The sequence below is a fragment of the Paenibacillus paeoniae genome (genome assembly GCF_003388735.1).
GTDB classification, from domain to species: Bacteria; Bacillota; Bacilli; order Paenibacillales; family Paenibacillaceae; genus Pristimantibacillus; species Pristimantibacillus paeoniae.
Genome location: NZ_QUBQ01000010.1, coordinates 42,064 through 64,841, shown reverse-complemented (window position 1 = coordinate 64,841; position 22,778 = coordinate 42,064). Strand labels below are relative to the sequence as shown.

At 50.0% G+C, this 22,778-nt stretch carries 23 protein-coding genes and 1 other annotated feature; of the genes, 22 read left to right on the top strand and 1 reads right to left on the bottom strand.

Translation table 11 applies throughout. The annotated features are described in order from the left end of the window. The first annotated feature begins 230 nt into the window (after nucleotides 1-230). The 3 genes from radA (at nucleotide 231) to pssA (ending at nucleotide 3,520) form a co-directional block, all read left to right on the top strand. On the top strand, nucleotides 231-1,598 hold the full coding sequence (radA, locus tag DX130_RS25955; protein ID WP_116050302.1) for a DNA repair protein RadA: 1,368 nt from the start codon (nucleotides 231-233) through the stop codon (nucleotides 1,596-1,598). Between the two features lie 11 nt (nucleotides 1,599-1,609). After that, entirely contained in the window at nucleotides 1,610-2,686 is a 1,077-nt protein-coding gene (disA, locus tag DX130_RS25950) for a DNA integrity scanning diadenylate cyclase DisA (protein ID WP_116050301.1), read from the top strand. Between the two features lie 87 nt (nucleotides 2,687-2,773). Then, nucleotides 2,774-3,520 carry a CDP-diacylglycerol--serine O-phosphatidyltransferase gene (gene pssA, locus DX130_RS25945; protein ID WP_116050299.1) on the top strand — a complete coding sequence of 249 codons (747 nt, stop codon included), beginning with the start codon at nucleotides 2,774-2,776 and terminating at the stop codon, nucleotides 3,518-3,520. 103 nt (nucleotides 3,521-3,623) lie between these two features. On the opposite strand, the gene DX130_RS25940 is transcribed toward pssA, so the two are convergent. Continuing rightward, the gene (locus DX130_RS25940; RefSeq protein ID WP_116050298.1) at nucleotides 3,624-4,019 is read right to left on the bottom strand and encodes a nucleoside triphosphate pyrophosphohydrolase family protein; all 396 of its coding nucleotides are present in this window, start codon (nucleotides 4,017-4,019) and stop codon (nucleotides 3,624-3,626) included. 163 nt (nucleotides 4,020-4,182) lie between these two features. Between DX130_RS25940 and DX130_RS25935 the strand changes: the two genes are divergently transcribed. The 19 genes from DX130_RS25935 (at nucleotide 4,183) to rpoB (ending at nucleotide 22,751) form a co-directional block, all read left to right on the top strand. Beyond that, a complete protein-coding gene (locus tag DX130_RS25935; protein ID WP_116050296.1) occupies nucleotides 4,183-5,280 on the top strand; it encodes a PIN/TRAM domain-containing protein in 1,098 nt (365 codons plus the stop codon). A 144-nt stretch (nucleotides 5,281-5,424) separates the two neighbouring features. Continuing rightward, nucleotides 5,425-6,129, top strand: a complete 705-nt coding sequence (gene ispD, locus DX130_RS25930) for a 2-C-methyl-D-erythritol 4-phosphate cytidylyltransferase (RefSeq protein ID WP_116050295.1) — start codon at nucleotides 5,425-5,427, stop codon at nucleotides 6,127-6,129. Between the two features lies 1 nt (nucleotide 6,130). Then, nucleotides 6,131-6,607: a 2-C-methyl-D-erythritol 2,4-cyclodiphosphate synthase gene (gene ispF, locus DX130_RS25925; RefSeq protein WP_116050293.1), complete on the top strand. Its 477-nt coding sequence runs from the start codon at nucleotides 6,131-6,133 to the stop codon at nucleotides 6,605-6,607. Nucleotides 6,608-6,792: 185 nt separating this feature from the next. Then, nucleotides 6,793-8,253: a glutamate--tRNA ligase gene (gene gltX, locus DX130_RS25920; protein ID WP_116050291.1), complete on the top strand. Its 1,461-nt coding sequence runs from the start codon at nucleotides 6,793-6,795 to the stop codon at nucleotides 8,251-8,253. Nucleotides 8,254-8,723: 470 nt separating this feature from the next. After that, nucleotides 8,724-9,356, top strand: a complete 633-nt coding sequence (gene cysE, locus DX130_RS25915; protein WP_116050290.1) for a serine O-acetyltransferase — start codon at nucleotides 8,724-8,726, stop codon at nucleotides 9,354-9,356. Between the two features lie 31 nt (nucleotides 9,357-9,387). After that, entirely contained in the window at nucleotides 9,388-10,809 is a 1,422-nt protein-coding gene (gene cysS, locus DX130_RS25910; RefSeq protein WP_116050288.1) for a cysteine--tRNA ligase, read from the top strand. Continuing rightward, the gene (locus tag DX130_RS25905) at nucleotides 10,806-11,252 is read left to right on the top strand and encodes a Mini-ribonuclease 3 (RefSeq protein ID WP_420818559.1); all 447 of its coding nucleotides are present in this window, start codon (nucleotides 10,806-10,808) and stop codon (nucleotides 11,250-11,252) included. Before cysS ends, DX130_RS25905 begins: the two co-directional genes overlap by 4 nt. 810 nt (nucleotides 11,253-12,062) lie before the next feature. After that, nucleotides 12,063-12,818, top strand: coding sequence for a 23S rRNA (guanosine(2251)-2'-O)-methyltransferase RlmB (gene rlmB / locus DX130_RS25900; RefSeq protein WP_116050285.1), 756 nt, complete (start codon nucleotides 12,063-12,065; stop codon nucleotides 12,816-12,818). A gap of 3 nt (nucleotides 12,819-12,821) precedes the next feature. Next, complete coding sequence (locus DX130_RS25895) at nucleotides 12,822-13,346, top strand: NYN domain-containing protein (protein WP_116050283.1); 525 nt, start codon at nucleotides 12,822-12,824, stop codon at nucleotides 13,344-13,346. Between the two features lie 180 nt (nucleotides 13,347-13,526). Further along, on the top strand, nucleotides 13,527-14,180 hold the full coding sequence (sigH, locus tag DX130_RS25890; protein WP_116050281.1) for an RNA polymerase sporulation sigma factor SigH: 654 nt from the start codon (nucleotides 13,527-13,529) through the stop codon (nucleotides 14,178-14,180). A gap of 297 nt (nucleotides 14,181-14,477) precedes the next feature. Next, nucleotides 14,478-14,627 (top strand): 50S ribosomal protein L33, encoded by a 150-nt coding sequence (gene rpmG / locus DX130_RS25885; RefSeq protein ID WP_082967189.1) that lies wholly within the window; start codon nucleotides 14,478-14,480, stop codon nucleotides 14,625-14,627. Between the two features lie 18 nt (nucleotides 14,628-14,645). Beyond that, a complete protein-coding gene (gene secE / locus DX130_RS25880; RefSeq protein ID WP_116050280.1) occupies nucleotides 14,646-14,855 on the top strand; it encodes a preprotein translocase subunit SecE in 210 nt (69 codons plus the stop codon). A 24-nt stretch (nucleotides 14,856-14,879) separates the two neighbouring features. Then, nucleotides 14,880-15,413: a transcription termination/antitermination protein NusG gene (gene nusG / locus DX130_RS25875; RefSeq protein ID WP_116050278.1), complete on the top strand. Its 534-nt coding sequence runs from the start codon at nucleotides 14,880-14,882 to the stop codon at nucleotides 15,411-15,413. Nucleotides 15,414-15,471: 58 nt separating this feature from the next. Next, on the top strand, nucleotides 15,472-15,897 hold the full coding sequence (rplK, locus tag DX130_RS25870) for a 50S ribosomal protein L11 (protein WP_116050277.1): 426 nt from the start codon (nucleotides 15,472-15,474) through the stop codon (nucleotides 15,895-15,897). Between the two features lie 130 nt (nucleotides 15,898-16,027). Further along, entirely contained in the window at nucleotides 16,028-16,720 is a 693-nt protein-coding gene (gene rplA, locus DX130_RS25865; RefSeq protein WP_116050275.1) for a 50S ribosomal protein L1, read from the top strand. 19 nt (nucleotides 16,721-16,739) lie between these two features. Beyond that, nucleotides 16,740-16,901 (top strand) — a sequence feature (ribosomal protein L10 leader region). 59 nt (nucleotides 16,902-16,960) lie between these two features. Next, complete coding sequence (rplJ, locus tag DX130_RS25860) at nucleotides 16,961-17,464, top strand: 50S ribosomal protein L10 (RefSeq protein ID WP_116050273.1); 504 nt, start codon at nucleotides 16,961-16,963, stop codon at nucleotides 17,462-17,464. 89 nt (nucleotides 17,465-17,553) lie between these two features. After that, nucleotides 17,554-17,913 carry a 50S ribosomal protein L7/L12 gene (rplL, locus tag DX130_RS25855; protein WP_116050271.1) on the top strand — a complete coding sequence of 120 codons (360 nt, stop codon included), beginning with the start codon at nucleotides 17,554-17,556 and terminating at the stop codon, nucleotides 17,911-17,913. A 349-nt stretch (nucleotides 17,914-18,262) separates the two neighbouring features. After that, nucleotides 18,263-18,859, top strand: coding sequence for a class I SAM-dependent methyltransferase (locus DX130_RS25850; RefSeq protein WP_116050270.1), 597 nt, complete (start codon nucleotides 18,263-18,265; stop codon nucleotides 18,857-18,859). A gap of 346 nt (nucleotides 18,860-19,205) precedes the next feature. Next, on the top strand, nucleotides 19,206-22,751 hold the full coding sequence (rpoB, locus tag DX130_RS25845) for a DNA-directed RNA polymerase subunit beta (RefSeq protein WP_116050268.1): 3,546 nt from the start codon (nucleotides 19,206-19,208) through the stop codon (nucleotides 22,749-22,751). Nucleotides 22,752-22,778 lie beyond the last annotated feature (27 nt).

Sequence of the window (22,778 nt, the reverse complement as noted above, 5' to 3'; positions counted from 1 at the left end):
TCAAATTGTGCTTAAACCTTTCGTAGATAATTGCAGTTTCTGTGATGCTGACCAACCTCATCATTGAAATCTGTTGGATGAAACTTGATAGGTTGCGTCGTCCAATTTGTATTTTAAAAGTAAAAGGGAATTGAAGTGAAGTTTTTCCGAAAATCGTTAATAATGAAGCTTCCTTGCAGGGGCATACAATGGTAAACTTTAATTATGAGAATTGTTAAAGGGAGTTCGGGATGGCCAAAATAAAACTGAAGTTTGTATGCACGGAATGCGGCACCGAATCGCCAAAGTGGTTGGGGAAATGTCCGGGCTGCCAAGCCTGGAATACGATGGTCGAAGAGAAGGAGACGGTCGTTAAGACGAAAGGTGTCGGCTTATCGTCGATCCATACGAAAGAAAAACCACAATCCATCATACATATAGAGAGCGGGAAGGAACCGAGGATCGAGACGCGCATGGTAGAACTGAACCGCGTGCTTGGAGGCGGCGTCGTGCCGGGCTCGCTTATTCTGGTTGGCGGGGATCCGGGCATCGGTAAGTCTACCCTGCTGCTGCAGACGTCGCATGCGCTTGCGGTGAAGGGCCTGAAAGTACTTTACATATCCGGAGAGGAATCCGTACGGCAGACGAAGCTGCGAGCGGATCGACTGGGTGCTCTTACGGAAACGCTTTATGTATTGTGCGAGACCAATATGGAGCAAATTAACGATGCCATCGAATCGGTTCAGCCTGATTTTCTGGTCATCGATTCGATTCAGACTGTCTTTGATCCAAGAGTGGAATCCGCTCCGGGCAGCGTTTCGCAGGTGCGTGAATGTACAGCACATTTCATGCGCGTGGCCAAGATTAAAGGCATTGCGACTGTGTTGGTGGGGCATGTGACGAAGGAAGGTGCCATCGCAGGACCTAGACTCCTGGAGCATATGGTTGACTGCGTACTCTACTTCGAAGGCGAGCGGCATCATACGTACCGTCTGCTTCGTGCGGTTAAGAATCGGTTCGGATCGACGAACGAAATCGGCATATTCGAGATGGGGGAGGAAGGACTGAGAGAGGTATCGAATCCGTCCGAGCTTTTCTTGTCCGAGAGGCCGCTCGGTGTCTCCGGTTCCACAGTCGTTGCCAGTATGGAGGGCACTAGGCCTGTGCTTGTCGAGCTGCAGGCACTGGTAGCTACGACGAACTTCCCGTCGCCGAGACGGATGTCGACGGGTATCGACCATCACAGGATGGCCTTAATTATTGCGGTGCTGGAGAAACGCAATGGCATGTTCCTCCAGACGCAGGATGCTTACCTGAACGTAGCGGGAGGCGTCAAGCTCGATGAACCTGCGGTGGACCTTGCGGCGGCGGTCAGTCTCGCATCCAGCTTTCGAGATGCGCCGACCAAGCCGTATGATGTTATCTTCGGCGAAGTAGGCCTGACTGGCGAGGTTAGAGCTGTATCCCGTGCGGAACAACGGGTGAAGGAGGCCGAGAAGCTCGGCTTCAAGCGGGTGATAATGCCGGAGAAAAGCTTGAAGGGCTGGAAGGCGCCCGACGGCATCGAGATTATTGGAGTAGGAACGGTAGCGGAAGCACTTAAGGCAGCGCTTGGATAGGGGGGCATCAGATGAAAGAACCGACACAGCAAGAAGTGATGAATCAGCTTTTGCAATTAGTTGCGCCAGGCACCCCTTTTCGCGAAGGGTTGGAGAATGTACTTAGAGCCAAAACAGGTGCATTGATTGTAGTAGGCTACAGTCCGGAAGTGATGGAGGTTGTCGATGGCGGCTTCTCCATTAATTGTGATTTTTCGTCCAACTACTTATATGAGCTTGCGAAGATGGACGGCGCTATTATTATGAGCGAAGACATGAGACGGATTCTGTATGCCAATACCCAGCTTATTCCGAACAGCTCCATTCCGTCTATCGAGACGGGTATCCGTCACCGGACGGCGGAGCGGGTTGCGAAGCAGACGGGCAAGCTGGTCGTGTCCATCTCGCAGCGGCGCAATATTATTACGTTGTATCAGGGCAATCTGCGTTATTCGCTGAAGGATATGGGCGTCATTCTGACCAAGGCGAACCAGGCGATCCAGACGCTGGAGAAATATAAGGCTGTTCTGACTCAGTCGTTCACGAACCTCTCCGCATTGGAGTTCGAGGAGCTGGTGACTCTTCAAGAGGTGGCTCATGTGATCCAGCGTGTAGAGATGGTGCTGCGCATTAAGATGGAGATCAACCGGTACATTAATGAACTAGGTACAGAAGGACGCTTGATCAGCATGCAGATGGATGAGCTGGTGGGCGGTGTAGAAGAAGATGGCTGGTTCTTATTGAAGGATTATGCGAAGGATAACTCTGACGAGAAAATTCGAGAAATCCGCGTCGGATTGAAGAAACTAAGTTCGGAGGAGTTGCTTGATGCGACGCCGATTGTTCGCTTGATCGGTTATCCGCATACGAACAACATGGCTGATGAATCTGTATCGCCACGCGGCTACAGGCTTCTGAATAAAATTCCAAGACTGCCGTTTGTCATTATGAACAACCTGGTGGAACGCTTCCAGCGATTGCCTCATATTTTGATGGCAACCATTGAAGAACTGGATGAAGTGGACGGCATTGGCGAGGTGCGGGCAAGGGCAATTAAGGACGGACTGCGGCGTATTCAAGAACAGATGTTTATTGACAGGCAAATTTAAATCCCATACAATTGATAGAATGTGTTCCAAACTTTATTGGGCTGTGCAGCTTTATAAATGGGGCATAGTAGAGAAGAGGTGGAATAGATGATCGTAAAATCGATACCGAGCCTTCTCACAGTTGGCAACTTATTTCTTGGCGTGATAGCCATTCTGTTGGTGTTCAACGAGAAACCTTCGCTGGCTGCTATGATGGTTTTGATTGCTATGCTGCTTGACGGCGTGGACGGTCGGGTCGCGCGAGCTCTTAATGCCCAAAGTGAATTCGGCAAAGAGCTGGATTCCTTATCTGATGTCATCTCTTTCGGCGTGGCGCCGGCTTTTATTATGTATGTAGTTGCTTTTCAGGATCTTAGTCCTGCATTGGCTTGGACCGCAACAGCGTTATTCCCTATCTGTGGAGCGCTGCGGTTAGCGCGTTTCAACGTCATTACGAGCAATGCTGGATATTTCATTGGCCTTCCGATTCCGGCAGCTGGTGGTGTGCTGGCTACTTTGGCATTATTTAAAGAAGATATTCCAGTTTCAGTCTTGTTAACGAGTACTCTCGTTCTGGCCTTGCTAATGGTCAGCACGATCCGATATCCGAATTTCAAAAAAGTGGGTATTCCACGCAGCGCCATATGGGTAATCCCTATTATTGTGCTTATATCTGTCGTACTTGGTTTGCTGTTCGAGAGCCAGCTGTCCAAGATTCTATTTATTCCGCTGTTGCTGTATGCACTGTACGGACTAAAAAAAAACGTTGACCGTCGCCTGCCGAAGCGATTCCGCAAACGCGACAAGTCGCAAGAGTCGACAGATGATTCGGCCAAGTCGGAAAAACCCGCTTAGATATGAGAAAAACAAGATGGCCATAAAAAGAACGTTCCGCAGTCCTCTATGGATGGGAACGTTCTTTTTTTGCGTTATGTGATGACTTAAGTTCTGGAGACTGTTAAGTAAGATTGAATAGGCCAAGCGTCGAGCACTTGTCGTATTCGTCGGCGACTACTTCATCGAGCTGGATCTGAAGCAGATTACATAGAGCGGTCATATAGAACAAATTACGTCCAAGCTCGCTCTTCAGAACCTCGTTGCAATGTTCGCACAGCGAACCCGCCAAATGACTCTCCAGCGTTTCTTTTGCATCTTGCAAATTCAATTCGTCGGAATACTGCTGCTTGCGTGCATTCAATTCGATGCAGCCGCAGTCAGTGACGGCCTTTGTGACCGAACGGTTTACGGAAGCGCCGGATTGACCCAGCTTAGACAATACATCCAGCAGGCTGCGATGTCGCAACAGGAGTTCTGATACTTGCTGCTGGAATTGATTCAATGTTGGAGCGTTCATGGATTCCACCTCATTCACCCACCTTGAGTAGAAGTAATCTCTTTACCTATTATAAACCTCTAGGCCATTGTTTTCCACAACACATAAGATATTGAATATTTTGCCTGCTGCTACGATTAGGTATTGAAAGATTTGATCATAATTGTAATGGAGGTGAACCATTATGGTTAGACGAATGATACAGGTAATCGGGTTATTGTTTGGCGGAATGGCTGGCAGTGAAGTGCATAGGTGGGTGAACGGTTCGTCCATGTGGACAGGCTCCTCGCTCGGCATGCTGCAGCAATCCGGCACTTATTACATGAATGTAGGGATAGGAGCCTTATTCGGGGCAGTCGCGGCATCCATTCTAGCACGTCCGGCAATTCGGTATATGCACAGGGGCGTAGAGTTAACGTCCGAGATGCCGCTGAGACAGCTATTTGCTGGAGCGGGAGGTTTATTGGGCGGGTTATTGCTTGCAGTGCTGTTATATCCGGCGGTGTCAGGCTTCGAGGGCATCGGAATTTTGCTCCCAGCAGTAATGGCGCTTGTATTCGGTTACTTGGGACTGCGGATCGGCTTGTTGAAGCAAGAGGAGATCGCGGAAGGCTTCGCCCAGCTTGCTGAGAATCGGCGTGCAGGGTCTGTGCAGGATCAATCGGGTACGTATGAAGAGCATAAGATTCTGGATACTAGCGTCATCATCGATGGCCGGATTGCGGATATATGCAAAACAGGTTTTATTGAAGGAACGCTTGTCATACCGGAGTTCGTCTTGGAGGAGCTTCAACATATTGCAGATTCCTCGGATCTACTCAAGCGCAATCGTGGTCGCAGAGGGCTCGATATTCTGAACAAGATTCAGAAGGAGCTGGACGTGAAGGTCCTGATCTACGAAGGAGACTTCGAGGAGATCGGCGAGGTGGACAGCAAGCTTGTGAAGCTGGCAAAAGCGCTTAGCGGCAAGGTTGTTACCAACGATTTCAACTTGAACAAAGTTTGCGAATTGCAGGGTGTCTCCGTTCTGAACATCAACGATCTTGCCAATGCCGTCAAGCCGGTCGTATTGCCTGGTGAAGAAATTATCGTTCAAGTGATCAAGGATGGCAAGGAGCATGGGCAGGGCGTCGCGTATCTGGATGATGGTACGATGATCGTCGTGGAAGGCGGCCGGGATTTTATCGGGACAACGATGGAAGTGCTGGTGACGAGCGTCTTGCAAACGTCCGCAGGTCGGATGATATTTGCGAAGCCGAAGCTGTTGGAAAAAGCGCTGTAACAAGGTATGATAGTACTATTGTACTTGGGACGAGCTTGCATGCGAAGTATGCTGCAGCTTATCCAGCAGCGCGTAATGAACGGATGCCGACTTGAGACGGCCTGGACCGTCTGCGCCTGACAACAGTTCAAGGCGGGTTGCGGCATGAATGAGAAGTGGGGTGTCGTCATCGTTGCGGCCGGACGCGGTACGCGCATGGGGACAAGTGAAAGTAAACAGTTTTTACACTTGGCGAATAAGCCAATTATGGTACATACGCTGGAGCTGTTCCAGCGGTTGGACTTTGTAAATGAAATTTCCTTAGTTGTGGGAACCGATGATATCGATCGATGTGAGACGTGGGTACGCGATTATGAGCTTTCCAAAGTAACTGCCGTGATTAGCGGCGGAGGGGAAAGGCAGCATTCCGTACTGCGTGGCCTTGAGAAGCTGACATCGGACTGGGTGATGGTGCATGACGGCGTGCGCCCGCTTGTGACGGAAGCTGCGGTGGCGAACTGCTGCAGGACCGCAATGCAAGGCGGAGCAGCCGTTCTTGCCGTTCCTGTAAAGGATACAATCAAGCAGGTAGACGAGGGTGGCGTCATTGTATCGACACCGGATCGGAGAAGCTTGTGGGCGATACAAACCCCGCAAGCTTTTCGACGTGTATTGCTGCTTGAAGCACATCAGCGCGCCTCCGAGGAAGGGTTTCTCGGCACTGACGATGCTATGGTCGTGGAGCGTATGGGAGCTCCTGTCACTGTGGCAGAAGGAGATTACACCAATATTAAGATCACGACGCCGGAGGATTTGCCGTATGCGGAATTTCTGATAGGGCAGCGGCGGTCGGAGAGAGGGGAAGCATGACATGATTCGAATAGGGCAAGGTTTTGACGTACATCAATTGGTTGAAGGACGTCCATGCATAATCGGGGGCGTGACGATCCCATATGAGAAAGGGCTGCTTGGCCACTCGGACGCGGATGTGTTGCTGCACGCGATCTCTGACGCGATTCTGGGGGCGCTCGGGCTTGGCGATATCGGCAAGCATTTTCCCGATACGGATGAAGCATTTAAGGACGCAGACAGCTTGAAGCTGCTGGAGCGGGTATGGGAGCTTGCGAAAGAGCGCGGGTACAAGCTAGGCAATATCGACTCGACCATCATCGCGCAGCGCCCGAAGATGCTGCCTTACATTCCGCAGATGGCGGAGATTATCGCAAAAGCGCTGGAAGCGGACATCACGCAAGTCAACGTCAAAGCGACCACGACGGAGCAGCTTGGTTTCGCCGGCCGCGGTGAAGGCATTGCAGCACAATCGGCTGTGCTGTTGGTTAAAGCGTAGAGGCTCATGTGTTGACTGCACTTACAAATTAGTTTGGCAGTCATGAATGGGGAGTAGTATGATTGAAAAAACGCGCATTCAATAGTGAGCTAAGCGATGAAAATGATTTTATTACAATAGGCAACTTGTATCCATACGATTGGCCATAAATAATGAGAGTGCTACAACTTTTAGGAGGAACAGCTATGACAGCAGAAGTACGCGTTCGTTACGCCCCGTCGCCGACGGGACATTTGCATATCGGCAACGCCAGAACGGCCTTATTCAACTATCTATTCGCCAAAAACCAAGGCGGCAAATTCATCATTCGTATCGAAGATACTGATGTGAAGCGCAACGTAGCTGGCGGAGAAGAGAACCAGCTTACGTACTTGAAGTGGCTTGGCATTGAATGGGACGAAAGCATCGACGTTGGCGGAGGCTATGGTCCTTACCGTCAGACAGAACGTCTCGACATCTATCGCGAGTACTGGCAAGAGCTTATAGACCGCGGGCTTGCTTACCGTTGCTATTGCACGGAAGAAGAGCTGGAGCGCGAACGTGAAGAGCAGACAGAGCGTGGCGAGACTCCTCGCTACTCCGGCAAGCATCGTAATCTGACGCAGGAGCAGCAGCAGGCGTTCGAGGCAGAAGGACGCGTAGCGAGCATTCGCTTCCGTGTGCCTGAGGGCCGCACGTTTGCGTTCGACGACATGGTGAAAGGCTCGATCAGCTTTGATACAACGGAGATGGGCGACTTCGTCATCGTGAAAAAAGACGGCATTCCAACGTACAATTTTGCAGTAGTACTGGACGACCATTTGATGAAAATCAGCCATGTGCTGCGCGGGGAAGACCATATCTCCAATACGCCTCGCCAACTGATGATCTACGAAGCATTGGGATGGGAGCCGCCGGTTTTCGCGCATATGACGCTGATCGTGAACGAGAACAAGAAGAAACTAAGCAAACGCGACGAATCTATCATTCAGTTTATCGAGCAATATGATGATCTCGGTTATTTGCCGGAAGCGATGTTCAACTTCATTACATTGCTGGGCTGGTCGCCAGAGGGCGAGCAAGAGATGTTCACTCGTGACGAGCTGGTGTCCGTATTTAATTCCAATCGTCTGAGCAAAAGTCCAGCTGTATTCGATACGCAGAAGCTGAGCTGGATGAACGGCGAATATATGAAAAAAGCGGATTTGGCGCGCGTAGTTGACCTTTGTCTGCCTCATCTGCTAAAAGCAGGCTGTATCCCGGATACGCTGAATGCAGACGGAAGAGAATGGTTGACCGCACTTGTGGCGCTTCATCAGGACAAGCTTCGCTTCGCGGCGGATATCGTTCCTGTAACAGAATTGTTCTTCCGCGAGACGGTGGTTGACGAAGAAGAAGCGGCAGCAGTGCTGGCAGAGGAGCAAGTGCCAAGCGTGCTTAACGCGTTCCTTGCTTTGCTCAACACGCAAGCGGCACCGTTCACGGCGGATGGCATCAAAGAAATGATCAAAGCAGTTCAGAAGGAAACGGGCTGCAAAGGCAAAGCGCTGTTCATGCCGATCCGCGCTGCCATTACTGGCCAGACGCACGGACCCGATCTCAACCAATCGATTGCCCTGCTGGGAGAGGAAAAAGTAAAGGCAAGACTTCAGGCGCGCCTTGGCTAGTGTTAAGGAGTGTATGCATAAAAGCAGAACACGAAGGGAATACTTGCACTTTTTCCGCGATTAGGTATACTATGACTATCAATAAGATGAATCGGCCATGAACAGGAAAAGTACGTTAGCTGTGGATTCGCAGAGAGGACAACCGTCATTCGAATCAATCGAAGGGTAGATTGGAATGGGGCTGAAAGTTGTCTAGTCCGCTTGAACGGAAATATGCACCTGGGAGCCTTGTTCCGAGCTGCTGTCTCAATCGGTATCAACCGACGGATAACAGGGTAGGCGACAACGTAAAGTCTGCGTTAAAGACGTGAAGATGTGCAGCCGTTGGCATTATGCCGAATGCGCTGTTCAAGCAGAGTGGAACCGCGAGATACGACGCCTCTGCAGCTTAATGCTGCAGGGGCTTTTTATTATTTTGCGATAGAGATAGCAAGGGATAGGTTTGGCAGCTTTGAAGGGAGAGGTCATCCATGTTTCGCCATTTTCGCTCAGACGTGTTGACGGTATTCGAAAACGATCCCGCCGCACGCAGCCGGTTTGAAGTCATTTTTACGTATTCGGGCGTCCATGCCATATGGGCTCATCGTATCGCGCATCCGCTCTACAGAAGGGGATGGTTCACGCTTGCACGTGTCATCTCCCAGGTCAGCCGGTTCATGACCGGCATCGAGATTCATCCGGGCGCCAGAATTGGGGATCGCTTGTTCATCGACCATGGAATGGGCGTTGTGATAGGCGAGACTTGCGAGATTGGGGATGACGTAGTCATTTATCAAGGGGTTACGCTCGGCGGAACAGGGAAAGAAAAGGGTAAGCGTCATCCTACAATTGGTAATAATGTAGTTATCGGCTCCGGTGCAAAGGTGCTGGGCTCTTTCGCGGTAGGAGACAACTCCAGTATTGGCTCTAATTCCGTCGTGCTGAGGGAAGTGCCGGAGAATTGTACAGTAGTCGGCAATCCCGGCCGGGTAGTTCGTCGCAATGGAGAACGAGTGGGCGACCGTCTCGACCATACGCAGTTGCCTGACCCGGTGATCGAGATGTTCCGGGCGATGCAAAAAGAAATCGACGGGCTCAGATCCGAGCTCGATGAGATGAAATGAAGCTTACGAAAGCGGGAGGAGAAGTAAAGTCATGACAGTTTCCATCTATAATTCGCTCACACGTTCGAAAGAGGGCTTCCAGCCTATCGAACAGGGCAAGGTTAATATGTATGTGTGCGGACCAACGGTCTATGACTATATTCATATCGGGAATGCAAGGCCGATTATCTTTTTTGACGTGGTACGTCGATATTTGGAGGATACCGGGCTTGAGGTGCAATACGTGGTAAACTTTACGGACGTGGATGATAAGCTGATCCGCAAAGCTGACGAGCTTGGTACGACTGTACCGGAAGTGGCGGAGAAGTTCATTGGCGCGTTCTATGAGGACATCGAGGCGCTGGGTGTGCGCAAGGCGACGCTGAATCCGCGTGTAACGGAACATATTCCTGAGATCATTGCGTTTATTGCTGGTCTGGTGGAGAAAGGCTATGCTTATGCGAGTGAAGGCGATGTATATTTCCGGACGGCATCGTTCGAGGATTACGGCAAGCTGTCGCATCAGAATATTGATGAGCTTCAATTCGGCATTCGCGTAGAACTCGGAGACCGCAAGGAGAATCAAGGCGACTTCGTCCTGTGGAAAGGTGCAAAACCTGGCGAAATCAAATGGGATAGCCCTTGGGGACCGGGCCGTCCGGGCTGGCATATCGAATGCTCAGCGATGGCGCGCAAATACTTGGGCGATACGCTCGACATTCATGGCGGCGGACATGATCTTCAGTTCCCGCATCACGAGTGCGAAGTAGCGCAATCGGAATCGTTGACGGGCAAGCCGTTTTCTAACTATTGGATGCATAACGGCTTCGTTCATATCAATAATGAGAAAATGTCCAAGTCGCTGGGCAATGGCATTACGGTCAAAGAGATTGTGAAACAGGTGAAGCCGCAAGCGATTCGTTATTTCATGCTGGCTACTCACTATCGCAGTCCGCTGAATTTCAGCGATGACACGATTGCACAGGCGGAAAACAGCATTGAACGAATTGCAAATTGCTATTCTAATTTGAAGCATAGGTTGAATGCGGAGGATAACACTGCTGCTGTTGAGTCTGAGTTTGGCTCGTTGGATGCTCTGCGTTCCAAGCTTGCGGATATTCAGGCACAATTCCATGCGAAGATGGAAGATGATTTCAGCACGCCTGATGCGATTACGGCTTTGTTCGAATTGGTGACGGAAGCAAACGTATATCTGCAGGATCAGCATGCGCCGGTAGAAGGCATCAAGCTTCTGGTTGAAGCGTTCGACAAGCTGGACAATGTGCTGGGACTTTTGCCTCCTGCGGGTGGCGATGATCTGTTGGACGACGAAATCGAAGGATTAATCGTGGAGAGAACGGAAGCGCGGAAGTCGAAAAACTGGGCGCGTGCGGATGAGATCCGCGATTTGTTGATTGAGAAAAACATCGTGCTTGAGGATACGCCTCAAGGCATTCGCTGGCGGCGCAAATGATGCGCCCTATCGAAGAAAACGGCGGTGTACCCATTGGATACAATCCACTGGCTCTCCATGCTCCGCCTTTAAAGACCGGGTTGATTAATCCTGTTGTTTTGGCGTATATGGGGGATGCGGTGTTCGAGCTGTTGGTGCGCCAGTATCTCATTTCATTGCCGAACAACAAGTCTCACCATATGCACAAAGAAGCGACAAAGTGGGTGTCGGCCAAAGCGCAACGAGAGCTGCTGGAGAGATGGCAGCCTCATCTGACTGAGGAAGAGGCAGATATCGCTCGAAGAGGACGCAATACAAAGTCGGGGAGTCCACCGAAGAATGCTGATCCCGCCGATTATCGAATGGCAACCGCGCTGGAATGCCTGGTGGGCTACCTTTATTTTGAAGGACGTCTGGAACGTATCGGTGAGTTGTTCCATATCGCCTTGTCGGGGCGAAAGTAAGTCAAAGGCTCGTTGAGTGAAATGGAGTATAATAGTACCGGAGCGGGCGAGAATAGTCGTCTGCTTGTGGTGGTAATTACATCCCGTCCGGAAATTATAAGGTTTCAAAAGTTCGCCAGGTAAGAAGTGAATAAGTCGATTATATCGGCTTAAATGGTGCGGAAGAGTGGTTGAGTAGTGAATAAGTCGATTATATCGGCTTAAATGGTGCGGAAGAGTGGTTGAGTATTAAATAGGTCGATTATATCGGCTTAAATGGTGCGGAAGAGTGGTTGAGTAGTGAATAGGTCGATTATATCGGCTTAAATGGTGCGGAATACCAGTGGAGTGACGAAAAAGTCGATTGAATCGGCTTAAACGGTGCGGAAGAGTGGTTGAGTAGTGAATAGGTCGATTATATCGACTTAAATGGTGCGGAAGAGTGGTTGAGTAGTGAATAGGTCGGTTATATCGACTTAAATGGTGCGGAAGAGTGGTTGAGTAGTGAATAGGTCGGTTATATCGGCTTAAACGGTGTGGAAGAGTGGTTGAGTAGTGAATAGGTCGGTTATATCGGCTTAAATGGTGCGGAAGAGTGGTTGAGTAGTGAATAAGTCGATTCAATCGGCTTAAATGGTGCGGAATACCAGTGGAGTGACGAATAGGTCGATTGAATCGACTTATGTGGTGCAGATAGCTAGCAGGTCGGGTAATAGAGTAGTACAATCGACTATTATGCCCTGCCATTAGCTGTTGGGCTACCCAACGTAAAGTTGTGCAAATCATATACAACGTAAACATCACAGAACCAACAATGACAGGAGGGCAATTATGTCCGTAGAAGTAAATCAGGATGAGCTTATTGCAGGCAAGCATCCGGTACTGGAAGCCCTGCGTTCTGGGCGGGAAATCAATAAAATCTGGATCGCCGAGGGCTCGCAAAAAAGCGTAACCCAGTCCATTACAGCCGAAGCCAAGAATCAGGGAATCGTCGTTCAGTTCGTGGACAAGCGTAAGCTCGACAACATGGCGCAAGGTGTAGCGCATCAAGGTGTTATCGCGCAAGCCGCTGCTTTTGCCTATGTAGAAGTAGAGGAGTTGCTCCAGATCGCGAAGAGCAAAGAGGAAACGCCGTTCTTGCTTTTACTCGATGAAATCGAAGATCCGCATAACCTGGGATCCATACTGCGTACAGCGGAATGTACCGGCGTGCATGGCGTTATTATTCCGAAGCGTCGTGCAGCGGGGCTTACTGCAACGGTGCTCAAGACATCGGCAGGCGCAGCTGAGCATGTGCCGGTTGCCCGCGTCACAAACCTGGCGCAGACGATCGACAAGCTGAAGGAAGCGGGTGTCTGGGTCGCGGGAACTGACGTAAGTGCGAAGCAGGATGTCTACAAGACGAAATTCGATATGCCGCTCGCAATCGTAATTGGCAATGAAAGCAAAGGGATGGGGCGTCTGATCAAAGAAAAATGCGATTTTCTCGTCAAGCTTCCGATGTTGGGACAGCTTAACTCTTTGAATGCATCCGTTGCCGCTGGCGTGCTTATGTATGAGGTCGTTAGGCAGCGCCGGAGCGAATAGGTCATGAATCGGCGCAATGACGTCCTGCTTGTGGACGGCTACAATATCATCGGGGCTTGGCCAGAGCTGGAGAGGCTGAAGGAGCATGATCTGGAGGACGCCAGGGACAAGCTCCTGGATATGCTGGCGGACTATCAGGGTTTCACTGGCATGCAGGTGTACGTGGTCTTTGATGCCCATCAAGTTCCGGGACTGGGATCGACATTCAAGCAGCATAAGCTGACCGTCGTCTATACGAAGGAAAAGGAAACGGCGGACGAGTGCATCGAGAGGCTGTGCAACGAGTTAATTGCACGGCGGCGCAATCTCTATGTTGCAACGTCCGATCTGGTGGAGCAGCATGTCGCCTTCGGCAAGGGCGCACTCCGTCTATCTGCCAGAGAACTGCTTATCGATATCGGCCAGAATCGGAAGGCCATCGAGCAGTCCATTCGGGAGGAGAAGCCTCAGAAGCGCAATTCAGTGGACCAAAATATTAGCCTTGATGTGTGGAGTAAGCTCGAACGATTGCGAAGAGGTGAAAAATAAAGGAAATCGAACTCGCAGCAACCGCTTTCATAGAGTGGCACAAAGTTACATTTTTGCTATAAAATCGATGGTTTTCGGGACGCTCATTGGTTGACGGTGTAAGGTTACATAATGTATACTGACTCTATATTTCCTAAGAATCTAGCGCGGTGTACGCCTGGCAGGCCGGAGGGATAGTTTGTGAGTATCGACCTCAAAGAATGGAGTACGCTTGAATATGAAAGCAGTACGGACGAAGATATCGTAGAGGCGGTCCGTAACGGCGACAGCGTAGCGCTGGAATATCTGATTAACAAATATAAGAACTTTGTAAGAGCCAAGGCCCGCTCGTACTTCCTGATCGGCGCCGACCGCGAGGATATTGTGCAAGAAGGCATGATCGGTCTGTACAAGGCGATTCGGGATTTCAAGGGCGACAAGCTTGCAAGCTTCAAGGCCTTCGCTGAATTGTGCATAACGAGACAGATCATTACCGCGATTAAGACAGCGACCCGCCAGAAGCATATTCCTCTTAATTCTTACGTATCGCTGGACAAGCCCATCTACGACGAAGATTCCGACCGGACTTTGCTTGATGTGATTTGCGGCACGCGAGTGTCCGATCCTGAGGAGCTTATCATTAACCAGGAGGAATTCGTAGGATTGGAGGACAAGATGTCCGAGATTCTAAGCGATCTCGAACGGAAGGTTCTTATGCTTTATTTGGACGGACGATCCTATCAAGAGATTGCGGTTGATCTTGATAGGCATGTGAAGTCAATTGACAACGCTTTGCAGCGCGTGAAGCGCAAGCTGGAACGGTATCTCGAAGTGCGGGATATTGGCGGTAGATAGGAAGCATCTGACAACGGACTGTCTTTTCTGTCTGACGTTTTTCAGACAGTGAAGACAGTCCATTGGTTTAAAAGAAGAGGTTTCGACCATACTGGTAGAATCCAATTTCGAATCCAGATGCCAATTATTCGCAATGCCGGACGGCTCCTTCTTTCGTTGACACGAGGTATGCCTTGTGATAAAGTGTTTAGGTAGGCCTAAATTCGAGGTTTTTTTCGTTTTGGCGATTGGAATCAATGAACTTACTATATAGCTTCAATGATTCGTATTTTTAAGCAGTTCGGGAGGTGTAATTCAATGCGGGTAATCATCACGTTGGCATGCACAAACTGCAAACAGAGAAACTATGCTACGACCAAGAACAAGCGCAATCACCCCGACCGCATCGAGTTGAAGAAGTTTTGCAAGTTCTGTAACGAGCAGACTCCTCATCGCGAGACGCGATAGCCCATTGGAGGTGTAACAATGGCTTTTTTGACGAAGGTGAAGCAAGGCTTTGGTACGACGTTTAGTTTTTTTGCCGACAGCTGGGCGGAACTAAAGAAGGTTCGCTGGCCGAATCGTAAAGAGTTGACAAGCTATTCCTTGATCGTTCTGTTCACGGTAATAGTTGTGACAATTTACTTCTGGCTTCTTGACATCGGGATCTCGGAATTGGTTCAGCTGATTGTTTAAGAAGGGACCAAAGGTGGATTATTGATGGAGAAAAGATGGTATGTCGTGCATACTTACTCTGGCTATGAGAACAAGGTGAAAGCCAATCTGGAGAAGAGGGTTGAATCCATGGGCATGGAAGACAAAATCTTCCGCGTGCTCGTTCCAATGGAAGACGAAGTGGTGGAGAAGGACGGGAAGAAGAAAACCGTCCAGCGCAAGGTCTACCCCGGCTACGTTCTTGTGGAAATGGTTCAAACCGACGATTCGTGGTACGTTGTTCGGAATACGCCAGGTGTAACGGGATTCGTTGGATCGACAGGATCCGGCTCCAAACCGACTCCACTGTTGCCTGATGAAGTGGAACAAATTCTGAAGCACATGGGAATGGAAGAGCCGAGACCGAAGATCGAATTCGAACTCAAAGAAACTGTTCGCGTCAAGGTAGGTCCTTTTGCGGACTTTGTCGGTTCGGTAGAAGAAATTCTGCTCGACAAAGCGAAGCTTAAGGTTCATGTCAACATGTTTGGCAGGGAAACCCCGCTTGAGCTGGACTACACTCAAGTGGAGAAGATATAACCATCCGGTTTCCGGAGCAGGCAATGCGCTTGTATTTCAAGGCAAGGAGGTGTGAGTCATGGCAAAAAAGGTCATCAAGATGGTCAAACTGCAAGTTCCTGCAGGTAAAGCAAACCCAGCGCCACCAATCGGTCCGGCACTAGGTCAAGCAGGCGTTAACATTATGGCGTTCTGTAAAGAGTTCAACGCTCGTACCGCGGATCAGGCAGGTCTGATTATTCCAGTCGTGATCACTGTATTCGAAGACCGTTCCTTCACATTCGAGACGAAAACTCCGCCGGCAGCAGTATTGCTCCGCGTAGCAGCAGGTATCGAGAAGGGTTCGGGCGAACCGAACAAGAAGAAAGTCGCAACGGTTAAACGCGAGAAAGTTCGCGAAATCGCTGAGACAAAAATGCAAGACCTTAACGCAGCTTCCGTAGAGGCAGCAATGCGTATGGTTGAAGGTACTGCTCGCAGTATGGGCGTAACCATCGTTGACTAATTTCGCTTCTGTCTGACTAGACAAGCGATAGGATGTCTTCGGACATCTCGCTTTGCGAAGCGTCGCTTCGCAAGTGGGAGGATCATCCCTAGGAGGATGAACCGTTATAACCACGAAGGAGGAACTTACAATGGCTAAACATGGCAAAAAATATGTAGAAGCTGCTAAGCTGATTGACAGCGAAGCAACTTACGAGCCTTCTGAAGCAATTGATCTTGTGAAGAAGGCAGCAACAGCTAAGTTCGACGAGTCCGTCGAAGTAGCAGTTCGTCTGGGTGTAGACCCGCGTAAACAAGACCAAGCGGTTCGCGGCGTTGTCGTACTTCCGCATGGTACTGGTAAAACGAAACGCGTTCTCGTTTTCGCGAAAGGCGAAAAAGTGAAAGAAGCGGAAGCTGCTGGCGCTGACTTTGTTGGCGATGCAGACATGATCAACAAAATCCAACAAGGCTGGTTCGACTTCGACGTTTGCGTAGCAACGCCGGACATGATGGCTGAAGTTGGTAAGCTCGGCCGTATCCTGGGCGGTAAAGGCCTTATGCCTAACCCGAAAGCAGGTACTGTAACGTTTGACGTTGCAAAAGCCGTTCAAGAAATTAAAGCAGGTAAGATCGAGTACCGTCTGGACAAAGCGGGTCAAATCCACGCTCCAATCGGCAAAGTATCGTTCGACGCTGAGAAGCTGAACGAGAACCTGAAAGCTCTGATCGACGCTCTTGTTCGTGCGAAGCCAGCTTCCTCGAAAGGCGTTTACCTGAAAAACATTGCTGTTTCCTCCACAATGGGTCCTGGCGCTCGCGTCTCGACTGCAACGTTCCGCTAAGTCGGATAGGAAACGCTATTGAATTCGAATACGCATACCGTAGACAGTAGGTGCCCATAAGGGCTTAATTTCCTACCGAGGTGTTATGATAAAACGTTTGGGAATGCGGCAGGTTAGCCTGCTTGCGATCAACGACATCATGGCCTTCGCATCGTCTGCGAAGGCCTTTCTCATGCACCCTGGGAGAGGGGAAATCCGTCGTATTCACGGGATGTATAATAATTACGGGAGGTGTACAGTTTGGCTAACGCAAAGATCATCCAAGAGAAACAAGAAGCGGTTGCTGTGATCCAGTCGAAATTGACTTCGAGCTCCAGCACGGTTATTGCCGACTATCGCGGATTGAACGTTGCGCAAGTTACTGAACTTCGTAAGCAGCTCCGCGAGGCGGGCGTTGATTTCCAAGTTCTGAAAAACTCGCTCGTTCGCCGCGCTACTGAAGGTACAGAATTTACGGCGCTTAATGACATTCTGACAGGACCTACTGCTGTTGCATTCAGCGGCGACGACGCTATTGCTCCGGCAAAAATCCTGAATGACTTCGCTAAGAAGAACGACGCTTTGAAATTGAAAGGCGGCGTTGTTGAAGGTAAAGTCGTAGATCACGAACAAATCAAGGCTCTTGCAGAGCTTCCTTCTCGCGAAGGTTTGCTTTCCATGCTCCTCAGCGTGCTTCAAGCTCCAGTTCGCAACTTCGCCCTTGCGGTTAAAGCGGTTGGAGAGAAACAAGAAGCAGGCGCTTAATCACTTTTGTGATATAACCGGGGTCGGACTTGTGTCGGCTTCGTAACTTGCAACAAACAAAAACTAAACCAATTTCGGAGGTATATACCATGTCTAAAGAGCAAATCTTGGAAGCAATTAAAGGTATGACTGTTCTTGAACTGAACGATCTTGTTAAAGCAATCGAAGAAGAATTCGGCGTAACAGCTGCAGCTCCAGTTGCAGTAGTAGCTGGCGGCGCTTCTGAAGCTGCTGCTCAAACTGAATTCGACGTTATCTTGACAAGCGCTGGCGCTTCCAAAATCAACGTTATCAAAGCAGTTCGCGAAATCACTGGTCTTGGCCTGAAAGAAGCTAAAGATCTGGTTGACGGCGCTCCAAAAGCAATCAAAGAAAAAGTTGGCGAAGATGAAGCTAACAGCGTGAAAGCTAAGCTTGAAGAAGCTGGCGCTTCCGTAGAAGTTAAGTAATTTAACTTCATTATATGACAGCTTGATTAGCTAATTGGCGAACCTTGCTGAAGGACCCCTTAGAACCGCATGGTTTTAAGGGGTTCGTTGTATGTTGTAGAGGTTGTTCAAAAAGTCCGCTTTTGATCACGAAGGGATCAGGAGACCTACTCGACATCGAATATGGCATTCAGCCGGAACTTCCGGTGCTCACGTAGTTTTCACTACGCTCCGCTCCTCATTTCCTGGCTGCTTCCCATCTTCTGCAGCGTTTTGAAAAAACGCATCATTGGAAGCATAAGCTCATGTGCTGAAAACCGGACTTTTTGAACTCGTATGTATAGGGAAATATGCTTAAGGAGGCTGAAGGATGTCTGGGCATTATTACTCCAAGACGCCAGAGGTGAATCATAACAGGCAGACTCATCCCGATTCGCTCAGAGGATATCCGATGAAGTTCGTTACAGATGCCGGTGTTTTCTCGAAGACGGGTGTCGATTACGGGAGTAGAGTTCTAATTGAGGCGATGGTGCTTCAAGAAGGAGATCGCGTTCTGGACGTAGGATGCGGCTATGGTCCTATTGGACTGACGGCAGCGAAGCTGGTAGGCTCCGGGCATGTGACGATGATCGACATTAATGAACGGGCTATTGAGCTTACTAAGGAAAATGCGAGACTAAATGGTATTGCCAATATAACAGCGGTTCAAAGTGACTTGTTTGAGGGGGTCCGTTCTGAGAGATTCAATGTTCTATTAACCAACCCTCCGATCAGGGCGGGGAAAGCGGTTGTACACCGAATCTTTGAACAAGGATATGAATTATTGGAAGCTGGCGGCAGTATGTGGGTCGTCATTCAGAAGAAGCAAGGAGCTCATTCCGCTATGGATAAGCTTGAAGCGATATTCGGAGAAGTGGAAGAAGTGACGAAGGACAAGGGCTATCGTATACTGCGGGCGCAAAAATAAGCCCAAAAAAGATTTGACTTGACATTTTGAATATGGTAGTATTATTAAATGTCAGCATAAAATTGCTCGAAATCTCTTTAGTCAACTAAAATGTCAAGTGCAAATTTTAAGCGCGGAATGCATACTTTTGTGGCAATTGACGTATAATGTTTACATTTTGGGCAAAATTACTTGATATGACACCATCGCACCCGCGCTGTGAATGGTAGCTGCCGGAAACATGCTCTTTTTTCGAACACTATTCGATAAGGGCTTTTCTTTATTTATCTATAGAGGCGGTTGATGCCGCCTGGGTAACGCAGCGAAGTATCGATGCTGTGAGACAGACATGAGGGGTGAGGTTAAGTTGGCAGGACAACTTGTTCAGTATGGTCGGCGGACGCGGAGAAGCTACGCTCGGATCAACGAGGTGCTGGAAGTCCCGAACCTGATTGAAATCCAACAAAAATCGTATGAGAAGTTTCTGGAGACGGATCTGATTGAGCTGTTCCAGGATATCTCGCCGATTTCGGACTTTACGGGTAATCTATCGCTTGAGTTTATCGATTATAACTTGGGCGAGCCGAAATATTCGGTGGATGAATCAAAAGAGCGCGACGTGACGTATGCGGCACCGCTGCGCGTGAAGGTTCGTCTGTTCAATAAGGAAACGGGCGAGGTTAAGGAACAAGAAGTGTTCATGGGTGATTTCCCGCTGATGACGGAGACAGGCACGTTTATTATTAACGGCGCCGAGCGCGTTATCGTCAGCCAATTGGTTCGCTCCCCAAGTGTGTACTTCAGCACGAAGGTTGATAAGAACGGGAAGAAAACGTACACGGCAACGGTTATTCCGAACCGTGGCGCTTGGCTGGAGCTGGAGACAGACGCCAAAGACATTATTTACGTTCGTATCGACCGGACCCGGAAAATACCGGTAACGGTGCTTTTGCGTTCACTAGGCTTTGGCACAGACGCGGAAATTTTGGAATTGCTCGGCCATGACGAGTACATTCGCAATACGCTGGACAAGGATAGCACGGATTCTACGGAGAAAGCGCTGATTGAAATTTATGAGCGTCTTCGTCCGGGCGAGCCTCCTACCTTGGACAATGCGAAGAGTCTCTTGGTCGCGCGCTTCTTTGACCCGAAACGATATGACCTGGCCAATGTCGGCCGTTACAAGATAAACAAGAAGCTGCACATCAAGAACCGCCTGTTCAATCAGCGTCTTGCAGAGAATCTGGTTGATCCGTCCACAGGCGAGATCATCGCAGAGTCCGGCCAGATGATTGACCGTCGTCTTCTGGATGAGATTCTCGACAAGCTCGAGAGCGACGTAGGCTTTAAGACATACCATGTGGCTAACGGTGTATTGGATGCTGATAGTATTCCACTACAAGCGATCAGTGTATTCTCGCCGCTGGACGATAATAAAGTAATTAAAGTTATCGCCAATGGTATTATCGACAAATCCGTTAAGCATATTACGCCTGCGGACATCATTTCGTCGATTAACTATTTCATCAACCTGCTGCATGGCGTTGGCAGCACGGACGATATTGACCATCTGGGCAACCGTCGTCTGCGCTCTGTTGGCGAATTGCTGCAGAACCAATTCCGTATCGGTCTATCCCGTATGGAACGTGTCGTACGCGAGCGGATGTCCATTCAGGACGCGAATGCGATCACGCCTCAAGCGCTGATCAATATTCGTCCCGTTATCGCATCGATCAAAGAGTTCTTTGGTTCATCCCAGCTGTCCCAGTTCATGGATCAGACGAACCCGCTAGCGGAACTTACGCATAAGCGCCGTCTGTCCGCACTCGGACCTGGCGGTCTGACGCGTGAGCGCGCAGGCTTCGAAGTTCGTGACGTCCATCACTCTCACTATGGCCGTATGTGTCCAATTGAGACGCCGGAGGGTCCGAATATCGGTCTGATCAACTCCTTGTCCACGTTCGCTCGCATTAACGAATATGGTTTTATCGAAGCACCATATCGTTGGGTTGATCCGAAAACAGGCACGGTAACCGAGCAGATTGCTTATCTGACGGCAGATGAAGAGGACAACTACGTTATCGCTCAGGCGAATGCACGGTTGACCGCTGACTCCAAGTTCGCGGATGAGCAGACGATTGTCCGTTACAATAAACAGGCTGACAACATCCTGACTATGCCTAGCGATCGTGTTGACTACATGGACGTATCACCTAAGCAGGTTGTATCGGTTGCAACGGCGCTCATTCCGTTCCTTGAGAATGACGACTCCAACCGCGCCCTGATGGGCTCGAACATGCAGCGGCAGGCCGTTCCGCTTCTTATTCCGAAAGCGCCGCTTGTCGGCACAGGAATGGAGCATAAGGCTGCAAAGGATTCTGGCGTATGTATCGTTGCCAAGTATGACGGCGTCATTGAGCGCGCGTCTGCGAACGAGATTTGGCTGCGCCGCGTAGAGACGATTGACGGCAAGCAAGTGACTGGCGATCTGATCAAGCACAAACTGCATAAGTTCATGCGTTCCAACCAAGGAACATGCATTAACCAACGTCCGCTTGTCCGCAAGGGCGATGTCATCAAGAAAGGCGACATCATGGCAGACGGTCCATCCACTGAGATGGGCGAATTGGCACTCGGACGCAACGTTGTCGTAGCCTTCATGACTTGGGAAGGGTACAACTACGAGGATGCGATCCTGCTTAGCGAGAAACTCGTGAAGGAAGATGTCTACACTTCCATTCACATTGAAGAATATGAATCCGAAGCCCGCGATACGAAGCTGGGACCTGAGGAAATTACGCGCGATATCCCGAACGTGGGTGAAGAAGCGCTTCGCAATCTCGACGAGCGCGGCATTATCCGCGTCGGTGCCGAGATTAGCGCAGGCGACATCCTAGTAGGTAAAGTAACACCGAAGGGCGTAACGGAACTGACAGCTGAAGAGAGATTGCTTCATGCGATCTTCGGCGAAAAGGCTCGCGAGGTTCGCGATACGTCGCTGCGCGTACCGCATGGTACGGACGGTATCGTCGTAGACGTGAAGGTATTCACACGCGAGAACGGTGATGAGCTGCCTCCTGGCGTTAATCAACTGGTCCGCGCTTATATCGCTCAGAAGCGTAAAATCTCTGAAGGCGATAAAATGGCCGGACGTCACGGTAACAAGGGTGTTATCGCCCGCATCATGCCGGAAGAGGATATGCCGTTCTTGCCGGACGGAACGCCTGTAGAAGTCGTTCTGAACCCGCTGGGCGTACCTTCCCGGATGAACATCGGCCAGGCGCTCGAAGTTCACCTTGGCATGGCGTGCAAGCACTTAGGTCTGCACGCTGCTACTCCTGTATTCGACGGCGCTCGTGAGAACGACGTATTCGATACGATGGAAGAAGCCGGCATGCAACGTAACGGTAAGACGGTTCTTTATGACGGACGTACAGGCGAATCCTTCGAACGTGAAGTAACCGTCGGCGTCATGTATATGATCAAGCTGGCGCACATGGTTGACGACAAAATCCATGCCCGTTCTACGGGTCCTTACTCGCTTGTTACGCAGCAGCCACTCGGCGGTAAAGCCCAGTTCGGCGGACAGCGTTTCGGTGAGATGGAGGTTTGGGCGCTCGAGGCCTACGGCGCAGCCTATACACTGCAAGAGATTCTTACAGTCAAATCCGACGACGTGGTCGGCCGTGTGAAGACGTACGAATCGATTGTCAAGGGCGAGAATGTACCGGAGCCAGGCGTTCCTGAGTCGTTCAAAGTATTGATCAAAGAGCTTCAAAGCTTGGGCATGGACGTAAAGATCCTGACCGAGAATGAAGAAGAGATCGAAATGAAAGAAATCGATGATGAAGATGAGGCAACTGGCGACAAGCTCAACCTCAACCTAGAAGGCGCAGAAGCAGGCGTTGAATAACACGATGACTGAGCTTCAATTGGGAGC